The sequence below is a fragment of the uncultured Flavobacterium sp. genome (assembly GCF_963974175.1).
Classification (GTDB): domain Bacteria; phylum Bacteroidota; class Bacteroidia; order Flavobacteriales; family Flavobacteriaceae; genus Flavobacterium.
Window position 1 is genome coordinate 244,728 of the sequence record NZ_CAXBBR010000004.1, and the last position, 18,190, is coordinate 262,917.

Here is an 18,190-nt window from a genome sequence, read left to right on the forward strand (position 1 = left end):
TTCTATTTTGGTTGTATTATTCTAAAATTTTATTTTTCACATCTTTACTGTAATTACGGCCTATAGGTAAGGTATAGGAATGTATTTGGATTCTATTGCCTTCTATAGATTTAACTTTTGTTAATGCAATCGTATATGACTTGTGTATTCTAACAAATTGCTCGGCAGGTAACTCTTCTGATAATGAGGTCAAAGACTTATGAGTAATATAGGTTTTATCTTGGGTAACTACTTTTATATATTCTTTCATTCCTTCGATAAATAATATTTCATCAATAATGATTTTAACCATTTTTTTATCGACTTTAATAAAAATGTGAGATTCAATTTTGTTAGTGTCGATCTTAACATTGTTTCGAATGTTAAAATCGGCTTCGATTTTATGGATACTTTTTATAAAGCGTGGCAATGGGATGGGCTTTACTAAATAATCTAAAACATCTAAGTCGTAGCTTTCGGCCGCAAATTCTCTAAAGGCAGTTGTGATTACTATTTTAGTTTTATTCTCAAGTAATCGTATAAGTTCAAACCCAGTCATCATGGGCATATTAATATCTAGGAAAACAGCATCGACGTTATTGTTATTAATAAATTCAAGTGCTTCAAGCGCATTATTAAAGGTACCTGTGACTTCAAAATTCACAAAATTGCTAAAGTAATTTTGTAAAATCTTTATCGCTAATGGCTCGTCATCTATCAAAACACATTTAATTTTCATTATCAATTGGTATTTGTAGTTGAATGATATAGTAATTCAGCTTTATTTTCTGCTCTAGGATATAGTCGCTTTCGAAAAGTAGATTAAGTCGCTTTCTAATATTTGCTAATCCAATTCCTTTTTTTTCTTTTACTTTTTGCGAAAGTACAAAGTTATTTAGTATTTCGAAATCTAATTTAGAACCATTAATCGTTTTACAATTAATCTGTATTTTTAGGTTATCATTATTAATCCCTCCATGTTTAAAAGCATTTTCTATCAGCGAAATAAAAAGCAATGGAGGCACTTTAACGTCCTCGATATTTGACTCTATATTTATTCTTACTTCTACATTATTAAAACGGAGTTTTTCTATTTCTATATAATTTTGTATATAATCAAACTCTTTTATTAAAGGAACTAATGTAGTTTCTTCAATATCATATAATACATATTCCATCAATTTTGAAAGCTTAATTATCACATCAGGAACCTTGTCTGATGACTCTAATGATAAAGCATATAAATTGTTTAGGGTATTAAAGAAAAAATGAGGCTGAATTTGATTTTTTAAATATTTCAACTTCAATTTAGATTGATCTTCCATTATAGCCCGATTTCGTTCTCTCTCCTTTAACCATATTAATGTTAGGTATAATGATGAAGCTATTGCCAGTACATATAATTCTCCTATACATACAGCTACAATGTGATTGATATCAAAAGGTTTGTATTCTCTATTGGCTTCTGGCCATATATCTTTAGAAATAAGATAAAAAGTCAATTCCGTTTTCAATAAATAAACAATCATCAAACTGATCAATAATCCGATGACATACTTAAAATATTTAGAGGTCAAGACATAACGAGGAATAAGAAAGAATAAATTAAAATAAACCAAAGGGATGTGTAGTGAAAACTCTAAAATATTAGACTTAAATGAATAGTTGTAATCATTAAAATAGGCTCCCCAACGAAGAAAATTCATCAAAAAAAACAAACCCCAAAACCAAAGATGATTTTCAAGCTTAATGTCAAATTTTAATTCCTCAATTTTTTTCAATTTTTCACAAGATATAGTTTTTAAATACTACTATTACAATACTAATGTTTTACAATTCTAAGTATTATTCTCAATAAAAACAATATTATTTTGAATAAAATTCTATTTTCGAGAAAAAAACATAAACATACTGAAATATCTGAAAATTTAAAAAACACATTGTAGTTGAAATAATGTCGTTCGTTGAAGAAATGATACTGTTGGTTTATTTTATTTTTTTTTGAAAACTCTTGCTTCTAAATTTACGTCATAACTAATTAAAACCAATAAAAATGAAACAAATTATTCCAATCTTTATGATTCTTTTCACTGTTCAAGTTTCGCTTGCGCAAATGAAAACGATCAAAGGTTCAGTAACAGATGCAATTGGCTCTCCTATACCTGGAGTCAATATTAATGTTAATGGAGAAAACACCTCAACAAGTACTGACTTTGACGGTAACTTCTCTCTTCAAGTTGCAAAAAGCAAAACATTAACTTTTTCTTATTTAGGTTTAGAGACAAAACTTGTGGTGGTTGGAGAATCAAGTATAATTAATGTACAGATGAAAGAGGAGGCCAGCAATTCATTAAATGAAGTAGTCGTTACTTCATTAGGTATTAAGAAAACAAGAAAATCACTTACGTATTCGGCACAGGAATTAAAAGGTGAAGAACTAGTAAGAGTGAAAGACGCTAACATTATCAACACTATTGCAGGTAAAATTGCAGGTGTTGCAGTAACAAAAAGTGCTGGTGGGGCAGGAGGATCGACAAAAGTTGTGATTAGAGGTAATTCATCAGTTAGTAATAACCAACCATTATATGTAATCGATGGTATTCCTTTATTTAACGGTTCATCAGGTCAGCCAAATGATTCTTTTGGTAGTAAAGATGGTGGGAATCGTGATGGTGGTGATGTAGTTTCATTGATTAATCCAGATGATTATGAAGGGATGACTGTTCTAAAAGGTGCCGCAGCTTCAGTATTGTATGGTAGTCAAGGTGCTAACGGAGTGATTTTACTTTCCTCTAAAAAAGTTAAAGAAGGAAGTTCTTCATTAAAAGTATCCTCTGTGACAACATTTGAATCTGCGGCTTTCTTGCCAAAATTTCAAAATGAATATATCGCTGTTCCAGGTGGAGAAGAAACTTGGGGAGCAAAACAAAGTTCTAATGATCATGTAAAAGATTTTTTTAATACAGGAAATACTCAAATTACATCATTGGCATTTTCTACGGCATCGGCAGGATCGTCAACAGCAGTATCGTATGCAAATACGAGTGGATCAGGAATTATACCAGAAAATAGTATCAAGAAAAATAATTTTGGAATTCGTCAAACGGGTACGTTTTTCAAAGAAAAATTAAATGTTTCTGCAAATGCAAATTATACCACTCAAACGATAATTAACAAACCAGTAAGCGGATTGTATTTTAATCCTTTGACAGGAGTTTACTTGATGCCTAGAGGAAATGATTTTAATGATCTGAAAAACAATTTCGAAGTTTTTGACCCATCAAGAAATTTAATGGCGCAAAATTGGGTAACTAATAGAGATATATTACAAAATCCGTATTGGGCAATTAACAGAAATAAATCAGTAGATTCGAATACTTTTTTTAATGGCTCTCTTGCTTTAGATTATAAAATAAATAACTGGTTAAGTGTTGCTTCAAGATACAGTTTCAATCGTATTGATAGTAAATACGATAAAAAGGTCTACGCAACTACCCAAGGAACTCTTTCACATACAAATGGTAGATACATTAACATTAATTCTGTAAGTACACAGCGTTATGGTGATTTGATTGCTACAATCAATACGCAAATTAATGAAGATTTTAGTTTTAATGCTATCGTTGGTACAAGTATTAATAATACCATCGGTAATGATGCTACAACATTAGACTCGGGAATTGGTGGTGGCTTAAAAATTGCTAACTGGTTTACTTTAGGAAATTTTGTAAATAACGTTGGGAACATTCAAACATTAGGTTCGTCAAGAGAAGTACAATCTGTTTTTGCAGCAACAACTTTTGGATATAAAGACATGTTATTTTTAGATCTAGCAGCTAGAAATGACTGGTCTTCAACATTGGTTAATACTGATAAATCAGGATTTTTCTACCCATCTGTCGGGGTAACAGCATTAATCAGTGAAATGACAACTTTACCAGATTTTATTAATTATGGAAAAGTGAGAGCGACTTATGCTCAAGTAGGAAGTGATGTATTTGCCTTTGCAACTTCTCCTACTAATTCGTACGATGCTGATGGTTTTCATAAGCCACTGGTAGGACCTAGACCAGGTGCTTCATTAAAGCCTGAATTAAAATCAGAATTTGAAATTGGTACGGAATGGAAGATGTTTAATAACAAGCTTGGATTTGAAATTTCGTATTACAACTCGGAAACTAAAAACCAATACTTAGTGGTGCCAGCTCCTCCTACAAATCCTTATGGTTATTTAAACTACGGTTTTAACGCAGGAAGTATTGCTAATAAAGGAATCGAAATTGTTTTATCTGGAAAAGTAATTGAAGGAGATAAATTTTCATGGAATACTGCTGTAAATTATTCGAAAAACACCAACATAGTTAAGGAGATTCCAAGTGAATTAGGTGGTAAGGTTATTTTGACTCAAGCTGGAGTTAACAATTACAGATATATTTTGCAAGAAGGACAGCCTTTTGGAGTTATTGAAGGAGTAAACATAAAGAAAGATGCCCAAGGAAGAGTACTTCTGAATGCAGATGGAACGATTCAAAAAACTGGTTTTGAGATTGTTGGAAATTCAAATCCAGACTTTATGTTAGGTTTCTCAAACACATTCAAGCTGGGTGCTTTTACTGCAAATGTACTTATTGATGGAAGATTTGGTGGTGATGTAATGAGCTTAACTGAAGCTATTAATGATGAATTTGGGGTTTCAAAATCTACTGGTGATGCTAGAAATGCTGGCGGTGTAGCAATCAACGCGGTATATCCTGATGGTTCAGCTTATGTAGGTAAATATCCTGCGGAGAGTTATTATAAACAAACAGGAGGAAGAGCAGGCGCGACGGGTGAATATGTATATAACTCTACTAATGTGACGGTTAGAGAAGTTTCAGTAGGATATGCTTTTGATGTAAAAAAACTATCTTTTTTACAATCGGCTTCAGTATCATTAATAGCTAGAAACTTAGGATTCCTTTATAAAGTTGCGCCATTTGACCCAAATATTGCATTAAGTACAGGTGAAGGACTACAAGGACTTGATGTATATGGAATGCCGTCTACAAGAAGCATTGGTTTGAATTTAAACATAACTTTCTAATAAAAAAATCATGATAATAAATAATATAAAAAGAACCGCAATCTGTTTTTCTTTTCTAGCTGTCGTCGGTTGTACTGATAATTTTGAAGAAATAAATAATAACCCTTACGGAATTAGCCAGCAGTTATTAGAACAAGATTTTAATAATATTAAAGGATTATTTGGACCAATGTTTAATAATATTTTAGTGCTTACACCAGAATGGAAATACCAAGTTCAACAAGGGTTACAAGCGGATATTTGGTCAGGGTACATGGCAACACCTACTCCGTTTAGAGGAGGAACTAACAATACAACTTATGATTTAGTTGATGGCTGGAATGGATTTGCTTGGGGAGCGGCTTATGGAGATGTAATGTCTAATGCCTACTCAATTGAGCAACAAGCAAAAGGAAAATACGATCAGTTTTATGCCTTATCACTTATTTTAAAAGTGGAAGGAATGCATAGAGTAACTGATACCTACGGGCCTATAGTATATTCTAAATTTGGAACACTAGATCCGGTTATCGGCTATGATTCACAAGAGGAAGTTTATGATTTAATGTTTAAGGAGTTAGATTTTGCAGTGGCAGAGTTAACAAAAAGAGTGGATGCAAATGAAGTGTCAACATTTGCAACCACAGACATCACTTCTTATAAAGGGGATTACAAGCAGTGGGTAAAATTTGCCAACTCGTTACGCCTCAGACTAGCAATGCGTATTGTTAAAAAAAATCCTGGATTAGCTAAAACAGAAGCTGAAAAAGCAATCGCTCAAAAATTTGGCGTATTGACTACTAATGCTGATGTTTTTAAAGTGGTTTCACCTACATTCAATAATCCTATCGCAACGATAAGTAATGCTTGGGGAGATATTCGCATGTCAGCAGATATGGAATCAATTATGGGTGGATATGCTGATCCAAGACTAGCAGTGTTTTTTAGTACTTCCTCGCAGTTTACAGGTCAATTTAAAGGAGTTCGTACAGGAATCGAAATTGCCGCAAAAGCAGATCATGTTGATTTTTCAGCAGTAGGACCAATCGTGAATTCAAAAAATATTGTTTTAATGACTACTGCCGAGGTGTATTTGCTAAGAGCAGAAGGCGTATTAAGAGGTTGGAATATGGGTGGTGGAACTGCTCAAAGTTTCTATGAAGCAGGAATTACCTCTTCTTTTGAACAACATGCTGTATCAGGAGCTGCAACTTATATTGCTGATAATGTAAAAACAGCGAAAGCATATGTAGATCCAAATTTTCCAGTTAATAATGCAGCTGCTTTAAATATAGTTACTGTTGCGTGGAATGCTATTGCAACAAACGAAGTGAAATTACAAAAAATAATTACTCAAAAATGGATTGCTGGATTTCCAGAAGGACAAGAAGCTTGGTCTGACTATAGAAGAACAGGATATCCAAAATTATTACCTGTCCTTAAAAACACAAGTGGAGGTGTGATTTCATCACAATTGGGGGTACGAAGAGTAAATTTTGTACAATCTGAAAAAGATGGAAACCCCGGTGGAGTAGCCACTGGCGTTACTAAATTAGGTGGAGCCGATAATGGAGGAACTAGAATTTGGTGGGATACTACTGCTTCTAATTTCTAATACTTACAACTATATCACTATGGTACGAGTATAAAATTTTACTCGTACCATTTTAAAAAATTATATCTTTATAACAACGTCCTAAAATATATAAAATGAAAAGTGCTCTAGAAATTAAACCTGATATTAGCTATAAAAGTGCAGGTAAATTTGAAGAAACAAGATTTGAAAAAATTCATAACGAAATTTTCAAAAATTCAGCTGAAGCTTCTATTATCGTCGCGCAAGAAATAGCGCAATTAATTAGAATGAAACAGAAAGAAAATAAACCTTGTGTTCTTGGGTTAGCTACTGGTTCATCTCCGATTAAGGTATATGAGGAATTAGTCAGGATGCATAAAGAAGAAGGACTTAGCTTTAGCAACGTTATTTCCTTTAATTTGGATGAATATTATCCAATGACTAAGGAAAATAACCAAAGTTATCACTATTTCATGCATCAGCATCTGTTTAATCATATTGATATCAAACCGGAAAATATAAACGTTCCAGATGGTACCGTTGCGATAAATGAGCTTAATCAATACTGCATTGATTATGAAATGAACATAAAAAAAGCAGGCGGACTTGATTTTCAATTATTAGGAATAGGACGTACGGGTCATGTTGGTTTTAATGAGCCAGGATCTCATATTAATTCTGGAACTAGGATTATCACCTTAGATCATATCACTAAAGTGGATGCTTCCTCTGATTTTAACGGACTTGATAATGTTCCAAAACGTGCAATAACGATGGGAGTATCAACAATTCTGAGATCCAAAAGAATTGTATTAATGGCTTGGGGCCAAAATAAAGCGGACATCATCAAAAGAACTATTCAAGGAGATATTAGTTCAGAGGTTCCTGCTACTTTTTTACAAAATCACACTAATACCACTTTCGTTTTAGACCAATCTGCTGCTTCCGAATTAACTAGGTTTAAAACACCATGGTTAGTAGGAGAATGTATTTGGACCCAAGAATTGAAGAGTAAAGCAATTGTTTGGCTTTGCCAAAAAACAAAGCAAGCTATTCTAAAATTAACCGACAGAGATTATAATAATAATGGAATGTCAGACCTTTTAGCGCAGGAAGGTTCCGCCTATGATTTGAATATCAATATGTTTAATGTGTTACAGCATACCATTACGGGATGGCCTGGTGGAAAACCTAATACAGATGATTCTCATAGACCTGAAAGAGCAAATCCTGCTAAAAAGCGAGTCATTCTTTTTAGCCCTCATCCAGATGATGATGTGATTTCGATGGGAGGTACTTTTTCGAAATTAATTAAACAAGGACACGACGTACATGTTGTCTATCAAACATCAGGTAATATTGCTGTTACTGATGACGAAGCGTTAAAATTTGCCGAGGTTTGTAATGACTTTGTAGGAGATGATGCTACTAAAATTAATTTTAGTGCCGTTATCGATTTCTTGAATAATAAATCAGAAAATCAAAGTGACTCTTTAGAAGTTCGAAAATTAAAAGGCTTAATACGTCGACGTGAATCCTATGCAGCAACAAGATATATAGGTCTTAAGGACGAGAATAGCCACTTTCTAGATATGCCATTTTATGAAACTGGTCAGGTAAAGAAAAAACCTATAAGTGCTGAAGATATAGCTATTGTAGCTGATATAATAGCAAAAATAAAGCCCCATCAAGTTTTTGCTGCAGGTGATTTGGCTGATCCTCATGGAACACACGAGGTTTGCCTAAACGCAATTTTCGCAGCTATGAAACAGTTAAAACCAAAACCGTATATGAATGATTGTTGGTTGTGGCTATACCGTGGCGCTTGGCATGAGTGGGATTTACACGAGATTGATATGGCTGTACCATTGAGTCCAGATGAAGTTTTATTAAAAAAACACGCGATTTTGTATCATCAATCCCAAAAAGACAGAGTCATGTTTCAAGGAAATGATTCCAGAGAGTTTTGGGTACGAGCTGAAGATCGTAATAAAAATACGGCTAAATTATATGACGATTTAGGGTTGCCAGAATATGAAGCTATAGAAGCGTTTAAAAGATTTGATTATTAAAAAATAAATAGTTTTAAAATGATAATAACCCCAAATCGGTTTACTGCTTTAGACGTATTTCGAGGAATAACTGTTTGTTTGATGATAATAGTGAATTCGCCAGGAGATTATAATACAACTTTTGCTCCGTTACTTCATGCACAGTGGAATGGTTTTACGCCAACCGATTTGGTTTTTCCCTCCTTTTTATTTGCAGTAGGAAACTCAATTAGTTTTGTTTTACCCAAATGGAGAAATTTAAGCCAACTTAGTGTACTAGCAAAAATCTTAAAGAGAACAACTATTATTTTTTTGCTAGGCTTTCTCATGTACTGGTTTCCGTTTGTAAAATTTAACCAGTCAAATGAATTACTATTAGCACCATTTGATGAAACCAGGATTTTTGGAGTTTTACAGCGCATTGCGCTCTGTTATGGTATTGCTTCACTATTGATATATTATTGTAAAACAAAAACAGTTTTTATAATTTCTATAATTCTATTGTTGTTGTATTGGTTTCTTTTACTCAATTTTGGAGATGTAAACGATCCTTTTGGTATGCAAACTAATTTTGGGTTTATAGTTGATAAATGGTTGGTAGGAGAAAATCACCTTTATAATGGTGAGGGCGTAGCATTCGATCCAGAAGGACTTTTAGGGACAATACCCGCAGTAAGCAATGTAATTGGAGGTTATTTAGCAGGTAAGTTTATTCAAGAAAAAGGAAAAACTCATGAGATGTTATTAAAATTAATGCTTGTTGGTAGTTGCTTACTTGTAATCTCTTATTTCTGGAATTTAACTTTTCCCGTAAATAAAAAACTGTGGACAAGTTCATTTGTTACTTTAACAGTAGGTATTGACTTAATTATTTTAGCTTTCATCATTTATGTAATTGATTTTTTGAATAAAACAAAATGGACAAATTTTTTCATAGTCTTTGGAAGAAACCCCTTAGTGATTTATATCTTGTCTGAATTAATCCTAATAACTTTGATGGTTCTTAAAGTAAATGACAGAACTACTGCGTTTAAATGGATTTATTATAATTTCTTTGCTGGTGTTGGAGATTATATTGGTTCTTTTCTATTCGCAATAACGGTTATGTTATTTTGTTGGGTTACGGGTTATATCTTAGATAAGAAAAAGATTTATATAAAGGTCTAATCGTATGTTTCCCAATAAGTAATGATAAAAAAATCAAACAAATAAATTTTAGAAGTGTTGAGTCATTAAATCTAATTCTAAAAAAAACATTTATTTTTATTAAATAATAATATAATATGAAACAAAAAATCACATTATTTCTATTGCTAGTTGTTTTGACAGCTAATGCTCAAATAAAAACGGAGCAACTAAACCTTATGCCATGGCCTCAAAATATAAATTTGAGTGACGGTGCTTTTACTTTAACCAAGAAGTTCAAAGTCAATATTACAGGAAACCCAAACGATAGAGTTTTTAAAGGAGTATCAAAGTTTTTACGCCGATTAGATGGCAGAACTGGATTGTTTTTAGAACAAGATTTTGTAACGAAAACTAATGAATATTCGGAAGCTGAATTACAAATAAATTGTTTACGCCCTGGAAAAGTAGGTTTAAATGAGGATGAGAGTTATCAGCTTTCTATTCTGTCTAACAAAGTTATAATTAATGCAACAACTGATTTGGGAGCGTTGCATGGTCTAGAGACCTTGTTACAATTAATGCAGAATAATGGTACTTCATTTTATTTTCCGGCAGCAGTGATTACAGATTCACCAAGGTTTACTTGGAGAGGATTAATGATTGATGCTGCAAGACATTTTCAACCAATTGATGTTATCAAGAGAAATCTTGACGCGATGGCTTCGATGAAAATGAATGTCTTTCATTGGCATTTAGTTGATGATCAAGGTTGGAGAATTGAAATTAAAAAACATCCAAAGTTGACCGAGTTGGCTTCAGATGGAGATTATTATACACAAGAAGAAATAAAAGGCATCGTTAAATATGCTGATGAACGTGGTATTATGGTGGTACCTGAAATAGATATTCCTGGCCATGCTTCCGCTTTACTTTCAGTCTATCCTGAAATAGGAAGTAAAAAAAGTGAAAGTATGCCTTATTCTGTTGGGCGTAGATCCGGAATTTATGATTCGGCACTTGACCCTACAAATCCGAAAACATATCAACTACTAAGTGAAATTTTTGATGAAGTGTGTCCTTTGTTTCCAAGTGATTACTTTCACATTGGCGGAGATGAAAACAACGGTAAAGAATGGAATGCAAATCCTGTAATCCAGGAATTTAAGAGTAAAAATAAAATAGGAAGCAATCATGATTTGCAGACTTATTTCAATATGAAATTAGTGCCAATGCTAAAAAAGCACAACAAACAATTGATGGGCTGGGAGGAAATATTGACAAATGATATGTCCAAAGAAGCTATAATCCATGCTTGGCGAGGAGTAAACGAAGGACTTTCGCCGGGAGGAGCTCTTGTAAAAGCGGCAAAAGGTGGCTATAAAACCGTATTGTCTAATGGGTATTATATCGATCTAATGCTTAGTGTAGACGGTCATTATTTGAATGATCCGATGCCAAAAAACATTGTTTTATCTAAGGAAGAAAAAGATAGAATATTGGGAGGCGAAGCAGCTATGTGGAGCGAACTTGTAACTCCTTTAAATATCGACTCTAGAATCTGGCCACGAACAGCTGCAATAGCGGAGAGATTATGGTCAAATGATACTATTACAGACTTAAATAGCATGCATAGAAGGTTAAAAGTCATTTCTTCCAGACTTGAAGAAGTAGGAGTAACGCATATTAGAAATAAAGAAGTGATTTTGAGAAATATTACTAATTATCAAGATACGAAGGCGTTAAATGATTTTACTAATATTTGTGAACCATTAAAAAATTACAAACGAAATGGTGGTGGAAAAAAGTATTTTATGTATTCTCCACTAACTCTGTTTGCTGATGCATGTACAGCCGATGCTTCTGACGCTTATGATTTTAATACGGCAGTAAATAAATATTTAGAAAATAAAAGTCCTGAAAATCAAATTGTGGTAACGAGTTTTTTTAGAAAATGGATAGCCATGAATAATGATTTAACTGCATTAAGTGCTAACGCTCCATTAATTCAGCCTGTTTTACCTATGTCTAATAATTTAAGTGCGATTTCAAAGCAGCTTTTGTTAATGATTGAAGAAAAACAAAATGTTGATAAAAAAGGATTGAATGAGTTAGTAGAACAATTAACTATTCGGAATTCTGCCGATGTAGAGTTAGCCATTTATTCGAGTTTAAAAAAGCTACTTTAATTTGTATTTTTTATTCTTTATTCTTTATTTCAAATTATTAAGGTTCTGTTTAATCCAAGTGTCAACGGATATTTTTCGTTCTACATATTCAGAATAGTCCTTATAATTTACTAGATCAATGTATAAAACGTAATAATTTTTTCCGTCGGCAGATACTTTAAAATTTTTAAAATCATCATAATTTTCATCTGCACCATTTAGATCAGAATTACACAATTCAAATGTTTTGATTCTGTAGAAGTTATCATATTCTGTTGGCTTATGAAAAATTTCAAAATATAGAGTTTTCTCATTACAATTCAATCCATTAATTTGTGTGATTTGGTCTTTTCTTTTTTCGAAGAAATCAAGAATCTGTTTTTCCTTATCATTATACTGAAATTGATAAGGAATAAATTGATGGTCTTTTGTTTCAAAATCTTTAGGATGATTTCTTTTATCAGTTGGTATTATTTCAAGTCCATTTTTACTCACAAATCCCCATGTTCCACCTACTAATGGTGCATGTTCTTCGTCTTTAGAGGTGTCAAAATAGCAACCATTACAAAATAACGCAAAGCCGAAGTTTATAGGAGATATCCAATCGTATTTAGCTAGTGTTACCTTATTACCTTTATCACTATATAATCCACTTTTATCGTTTTCACGATAACGTATATAACCTTCTTGAAAACCATCAGGACCTTCAGAAGTTATAAATGTTTGAAATAAAAATTCACCTTTCCTATCATAGTATCCGAATAGGTTGTCTTTAAAATCTATATTAAAGATTTCCGATTTTATTTCGCGATTATCCCAGTAGATTCCTGAATTCCATGACGGCTTTGGACTAATTATTATTTTTCCGTTTTCATTTTTAACTCCTAGTAAACTATCTTTCTCCATATAGAAAAATAATTTTTCTGTTTGCGCAGAGGCCAGCTGCCAGCTTAAAATTAATAAGAAAACAAAATATTTATTCATCATAAATCGATTTAAGAATTTAGTTTGATACGTTTTTCTTTTTACTATTTGCTACTAATATGATAATTCATTGTATCCAAAGCTAATGATTTCATTTTAAGATTTTAAAATTAAATTTTCTAGTTTCGAATAAGAAATAACAAATCAAAATTAACTTTTTAAAAGTTTAAGTAGAATATAAAATAAACCAAGTATCAACTACATTGGTATTTAGCATATATCTTAGTATTTTTTTGTACTTTTGCACAAAATTTTATAAAAAAATATACATGCTAACAATTAATAATTTATCAGTTCAGTTTGGCAAACGAATTTTGTTTGACGAAGTAAATACCACCTTTACACATGGTAATATTTATGGAGTTATCGGAGCTAATGGAGCTGGGAAATCTACATTTCTTAAAATAATTTCAGGTGAAATGGACCCTACATCAGGACATGTCCATTTAGAGCCAGGGAAACGTATGTCGGTTTTAAGTCAAAACCACAATATGTTTGATGAACATACCGTATTGGAAACCGTAATTATGGGGAACAAGACATTATATGCCATCAAAAAAGAAATGGACGAGCTCTATTTAGATTATAATGATAAAAATGCAGATAGAATAGGAGAATTGCAAGTGCAGTTTGAAGAAATGAGTGGTTGGAATGCAGATTCTGATGCCGCTTCAATGCTGTCAAATCTAGGTATTGGCGAAGAGCATCATTTTACATTGATGGGAGATCTGGAGGGAAAAATTAAAGTTCGTGTCCTTTTGTCACAAGCTCTTTTTGGAAACCCGGATTTACTGATCATGGATGAACCTACCAATGATCTGGATTTTGAAACAATTGCCTGGTTAGAAAATTTCTTGGCAAACTACGAGAATACAGTAATTGTTGTGTCGCATGACCGTCACTTTTTAGACTCCGTTTGTACACATATTTCTGATATTGATTATAGTAAAATAAATCATTATTCAGGGAATTATACTTTTTGGTATGAATCAAGCCAATTAGCTGCAAAACAACGTGCACAACAAAACAAAAAGGCTGAGGAAAAGAAACAAGAATTAGAAGAATTTATTCGTCGTTTTTCTGCGAATGTAGCCAAGTCGAAACAAGCTACTTCCCGTAAAAAAATGATCAGTAAATTAAATATTTCTGAGATAAAACCTTCAAGTCGTCGTTATCCAGCGATCATTTTTGACCAAGAGCGTGAAGCAGGAGATCAAATTTTAAATATTCAAGGTTTAAGCGCTTCAATTGATGGTGAGGTATTGTTTAAAAATGTTGATTTGAACATGGCTAAAGGAGATAAAATTGTTTTATTCTCTAAAGATTCTCGCGCAACAACGGCTTTCTACGAAATATTAAACGGAAACCAAAAAGCTGATTCAGGTACTTTTGATTGGGGTGTTACCACTAACCAAGCGTATTTACCAGTAGAAAATCATTCTTTTTTTGAAAATGATTTGTCACTTGTAGATTGGTTGCGTCAATGGGTAAAAACAGAAGAAGAACGTGACGAGGTAAATATTCGTAGTTTCCTTGGTAAAATGATTTTCTCAGGAGAAGAGGCATTGAAAACCTGCAGAGTATTATCAGGAGGAGAAAAAGTACGTTGTATGATGTCCAGAATGATGATGGAAAGAGCCAATATATTGATGATAGATGAGCCAACAAATCACTTGGATTTAGAGTCAATTCAAGCATTTAATAATTCATTGAAAAACTTTAAAGGATCTGTAATTTTTACTACTCATGATCATGAGTTTGCTCAAACTGTGGGTAACAGAGTAGTGGAATTAACTCCAAATGGAGCTATAGACAGCTATATGACTTTTGATGACTATTTAGATGATGAAAAAGTTCAGGAATTGAGAACTAAGATGTACACTAAATAAGAGATATAAAATTATTTTAAAAAACTCCTGTAGCAAATGTTACAGGAGTTTTTTTATACTATAATTTGGTTATTTTTTACCAAATAATTTACTTACGATAAAGAGGATTACTGCTAGGATTGCGATTACTATAAAAATACCCACACCCATTCCTGCTTTAAAAATTCCTTCGACTACTGAACATCCTGTTAGGGACAATACTACCGTCAACAACAGCAATACTCTAATTATTTTATTTTGCATAATTTCTACTATTTAGTTCTGAACTTGATTTATTAGGTTTGATAAAATTAAGGAGATAAGTCAAAACAACTTTTATATAATTCTATATATTTGTTATACTATTTTTATAAAAATTCATTTGTGTAAATGAATTTTTAATCTCGAATTATAAATATTAAATCCTAAATTGGAATTCGTATATTTGCGGAACCAAACACAACACTTTACTATGACTCAAAAAGTATTGCTCAATTCCAAAGAAGTCAATATCATCCTGCACCGTTTGGCTTGTCAGCTAATTGAAAAACACCTCGACTTTAAAGATACTATTCTGATAGGGATTCAGCCTAGAGGAACCTTTCTTGCTGAGCGACTTAAAAATATTTTGGAAAATGAATATAATACGCCCGAAATAAAATTAGGGCTCTTAGATATTACGTTCTTTAGAGATGATTTTCGAAGAACGGATAAACCATTGGAGGCAAATGAAACTAAAATTAATTTTATTGTCGAAAACAAGAAAGTAATCTTTATTGATGATGTTTTGTTTACAGGCCGAAGTATTCGATCTGCCCTGACTGCTATTCAATCTTTTGGAAGGCCTTCAGAAATAGAACTACTTGTTTTAATTGATAGACGTTTCAGTCGTAATTTACCAATACAGCCTGATTATAGAGGCCGACAGGTAGATGCCATTAACAATGAAAAAGTGAAGGTAGAATGGAGTGAAAATAACGGTGAAGACGCAGTGTATTTAGTGACTAATTAGAGGATTTAGTTGAAATAGTAAGGAATCTAATTTTATAAAAACAATAATAATCGTAAAAGAATGAAAGAATTAAGCGTAGATCATTTATTAGGTATTAAATATATTAACAAGAGTGATATTGACCTTATTTTTGAAACAGCCGATCATTTTAAAGAAGTCATTAATCGTCCTATTAAGAAAGTACCTTCTTTACGAGATATTACCATTGCCAATATATTTTTTGAAAATAGTACCCGAACAAAACTCTCCTTTGAACTCGCACAAAAAAGGCTATCTGCTGATGTTATTAGTTTTTCAGCAGCTCAATCTTCTGTGAAAAAGGGAGAAACTCTAATCGATACCGTAAATAATATTCTTTCGATGAAAGTAGATATGGTTGTGATGCGTCATGCTAACCCTGGAGCAGCTTACTTTCTGTCTAAAAATGTAAAAGCAAGTATTATAAATGCCGGTGACGGTGCACATGAACATCCTACACAAGGATTACTAGATAGTTATTCAATTAGAGAAAAACTGGGTGAAGTGGGAGGTAAGAAAGTTGTTATAGTGGGCGATGTGTTGCACTCGAGAGTAGCATTATCCAATATATACGCTTTGCAAATGCAAGGAGCCGAAGTTAAGGTTTGCGGACCCAAAACGCTAATTCCAAAATATATTGAATCACTTGGGGTAACTGTAGAACCTAATTTGCGTAAAGCGCTAGAATGGTGTGATGTTGCTAATATGTTGCGGGTGCAAAATGAACGTATGGATGTGAATTATTTTCCATCAACAAGAGAGTATGCACAACAATATGGAGTTGATAAAACATTATTAGATTCTTTAAATAAGGAAATTGTAATTATGCATCCGGGACCTATAAACAGAGGAGTAGAGATTACTTCTGAAGTTGCAGATTCCAATCAATCCGTTATTTTGAATCAAGTTGAAAATGGTGTAGCAATAAGGATGGCGGTAATCTATCTTTTGGCTTCAAAAATTCAGTAATATTAAAAAAAGATAGTAACTTAGCTATATAGTAATTCTGAAAACCCAGCACAATGAAAGTAGATCAAAAAGGCCACACAATTACAATTAAAGACACTCAAGATGATTTCACTTCATTTTTAATGAAAGTTACTCATCAATATAAAACCTACGAAAAACATAATATTATAATAGATCTTTTACATGATAAAGACTTAACTGTAAATGATATTAAATTATTTTTGCCGTTGTCGAAGCAACATAAAAAAGCAAAAAAATCTTTTATAGTTGTTGTTTCTGATTTGGATTATAATGCTGTTCCGGATAAATTAACTGTAGTTCCATCTTTGCTGGAAGCACATGATATTATCGAAATGGAAGAGATTGAAAGAGATTTGGGTTTTTAAAAATATTTATTTCTTAATGGATAACTTATCCTAATGTCTCTAATCGAAACGCATAATTTTGAAACTAACAATTCTAGGCTGTTATGCAGCAACTCCCCGTACGTTTACCAATCCTACTTCGCAAATTTTAGAAATTAAGAACAGACTATTTCTAATCGATTGTGGAGAAGGTACACAAGTGCAATTGCGTAAAAATAAAATCCGATTTTCTAAAATCAACCATATTTTTATATCGCATTTGCACGGTGATCACTTTTTTGGATTGATAGGTTTGGTGTCTACGTTTACATTACTAAATAGAAATACAGATTTACATATCTATGGTCCAAAGGGAATTAAAGAAATTATAAAATTACAACTTCGATTAGCCAATTCTTGGACTAATTATGGGTTATATTTTCATGAATTAGAATCAAATGAAAGTGAAATTATTTTCGAAGATGATAAAGTGATTGTGAAAACAATACCGCTACAACATCGTATTTATACCAATGGTTTTTTATTCGAAGAAAAAATGGATACAAGAAAACTCAATACGGATGCTGTTCAGAATTATGAAATTGACAAATGCTATTATCAAAATATTAAAAATGGCAAAGACATCACCTTCGATGATGGAAGGGTAATCGAAAATGAGAAACTGACATTCGATCCAACACCGCCAAAGAGTTATGCTTTTTGTTCAGATACAGCTTATAACGAGGCTATTATTCCAATAATAAATGGGGTGGATGTATTGTATCACGAATCAACATTTTTAGAATCAGAAGAAACACTGGCAGGAAAAACAATGCATTCCACGGCAAAAGAAGCGGCTACAATCGCGTTGAAAGCAAATGTGAAGCAATTAGTTTTAGGACACTATTCTACACGTTATGAGAATATTAGTCTTTTTAAAGAAGAAGCTGAGACCATTTTTCCTGAAGTGCTATTAGCTGACGATGGACGAAGTTTTGATTTTTAAATAAAGTTTTTGCTTTTAGTTTTTAGAA

14 protein-coding genes are annotated in these 18,190 nt (G+C 32.5%); 10 read left to right on the top strand and 4 right to left on the bottom strand.

Translation table 11 applies throughout. The features are described from left to right. Positions 1 to 16: 16 nt before the first annotated feature. Positions 17 to 718, bottom strand: a complete 702-nt coding sequence (locus tag AAC069_RS08485; protein ID WP_339920043.1) for a LytTR family DNA-binding domain-containing protein — start codon at positions 716 to 718, stop codon at positions 17 to 19. Beyond that, entirely contained in the window at positions 708 to 1,760 is a 1,053-nt protein-coding gene (locus tag AAC069_RS08490; protein WP_339920044.1) for a histidine kinase, read from the bottom strand. Before AAC069_RS08490 ends, AAC069_RS08485 begins: the two co-directional genes overlap by 11 nt. A gap of 272 nt (positions 1,761 to 2,032) precedes the next feature. Between AAC069_RS08490 and AAC069_RS08495 the strand changes: the two genes are divergently transcribed. The 5 genes from AAC069_RS08495 (at position 2,033) to AAC069_RS08515 (ending at position 11,982) form a co-directional block, all read left to right on the top strand. Then, on the top strand, positions 2,033 to 5,062 hold the full coding sequence (locus tag AAC069_RS08495) for a SusC/RagA family TonB-linked outer membrane protein (protein WP_339920045.1): 3,030 nt from the start codon (positions 2,033 to 2,035) through the stop codon (positions 5,060 to 5,062). A gap of 10 nt (positions 5,063 to 5,072) precedes the next feature. Then, positions 5,073 to 6,656 carry a RagB/SusD family nutrient uptake outer membrane protein gene (locus tag AAC069_RS08500; protein WP_339920046.1) on the top strand — a complete coding sequence of 528 codons (1,584 nt, stop codon included), beginning with the start codon at positions 5,073 to 5,075 and terminating at the stop codon, positions 6,654 to 6,656. A 95-nt stretch (positions 6,657 to 6,751) separates the two neighbouring features. Further along, entirely contained in the window at positions 6,752 to 8,689 is a 1,938-nt protein-coding gene (gene nagB, locus AAC069_RS08505) for a glucosamine-6-phosphate deaminase (RefSeq protein ID WP_339920047.1), read from the top strand. An 18-nt stretch (positions 8,690 to 8,707) separates the two neighbouring features. Then, positions 8,708 to 9,835, top strand: coding sequence for a heparan-alpha-glucosaminide N-acetyltransferase domain-containing protein (locus tag AAC069_RS08510; RefSeq protein ID WP_339920048.1), 1,128 nt, complete (start codon positions 8,708 to 8,710; stop codon positions 9,833 to 9,835). 116 nt (positions 9,836 to 9,951) lie between these two features. Further along, positions 9,952 to 11,982, top strand: coding sequence for a family 20 glycosylhydrolase (locus AAC069_RS08515; protein ID WP_339920049.1), 2,031 nt, complete (start codon positions 9,952 to 9,954; stop codon positions 11,980 to 11,982). A 24-nt stretch (positions 11,983 to 12,006) separates the two neighbouring features. On the opposite strand, the gene AAC069_RS08520 is transcribed toward AAC069_RS08515, so the two are convergent. Beyond that, the gene (locus AAC069_RS08520; RefSeq protein ID WP_339920050.1) at positions 12,007 to 12,948 is read right to left on the bottom strand and encodes a WG repeat-containing protein; all 942 of its coding nucleotides are present in this window, start codon (positions 12,946 to 12,948) and stop codon (positions 12,007 to 12,009) included. A 266-nt stretch (positions 12,949 to 13,214) separates the two neighbouring features. On the opposite strand from AAC069_RS08520, the gene AAC069_RS08525 reads away from it, so the two are divergent. Further along, on the top strand, positions 13,215 to 14,834 hold the full coding sequence (locus AAC069_RS08525) for an ATP-binding cassette domain-containing protein (RefSeq protein ID WP_339920051.1): 1,620 nt from the start codon (positions 13,215 to 13,217) through the stop codon (positions 14,832 to 14,834). Between the two features lie 69 nt (positions 14,835 to 14,903). Here the strand turns inward: AAC069_RS08525 and AAC069_RS08530 are convergent, their stop codons facing one another. Next, the gene (locus AAC069_RS08530) at positions 14,904 to 15,077 is read right to left on the bottom strand and encodes a hypothetical protein (RefSeq protein WP_339920052.1); all 174 of its coding nucleotides are present in this window, start codon (positions 15,075 to 15,077) and stop codon (positions 14,904 to 14,906) included. 208 nt (positions 15,078 to 15,285) lie between these two features. Here AAC069_RS08530 and pyrR point away from each other — a divergent pair, with 208 nt between their 5' ends. Genes pyrR through AAC069_RS08550 form a run of 4 tightly spaced genes read left to right on the top strand, consistent with a single transcriptional unit; the run spans position 15,286 to position 18,162 of the window. Then, positions 15,286 to 15,825 carry a bifunctional pyr operon transcriptional regulator/uracil phosphoribosyltransferase PyrR gene (gene pyrR / locus AAC069_RS08535; protein WP_091090040.1) on the top strand — a complete coding sequence of 180 codons (540 nt, stop codon included), beginning with the start codon at positions 15,286 to 15,288 and terminating at the stop codon, positions 15,823 to 15,825. A 60-nt stretch (positions 15,826 to 15,885) separates the two neighbouring features. Further along, positions 15,886 to 16,812, top strand: coding sequence for an aspartate carbamoyltransferase catalytic subunit (locus AAC069_RS08540; RefSeq protein WP_339920053.1), 927 nt, complete (start codon positions 15,886 to 15,888; stop codon positions 16,810 to 16,812). 53 nt (positions 16,813 to 16,865) lie between these two features. Beyond that, on the top strand, positions 16,866 to 17,198 hold the full coding sequence (locus AAC069_RS08545) for a ribonuclease Z (protein ID WP_339920054.1): 333 nt from the start codon (positions 16,866 to 16,868) through the stop codon (positions 17,196 to 17,198). A 58-nt stretch (positions 17,199 to 17,256) separates the two neighbouring features. Further along, positions 17,257 to 18,162: a ribonuclease Z gene (locus AAC069_RS08550; RefSeq protein WP_339920055.1), complete on the top strand. Its 906-nt coding sequence runs from the start codon at positions 17,257 to 17,259 to the stop codon at positions 18,160 to 18,162. Positions 18,163 to 18,190 lie beyond the last annotated feature (28 nt).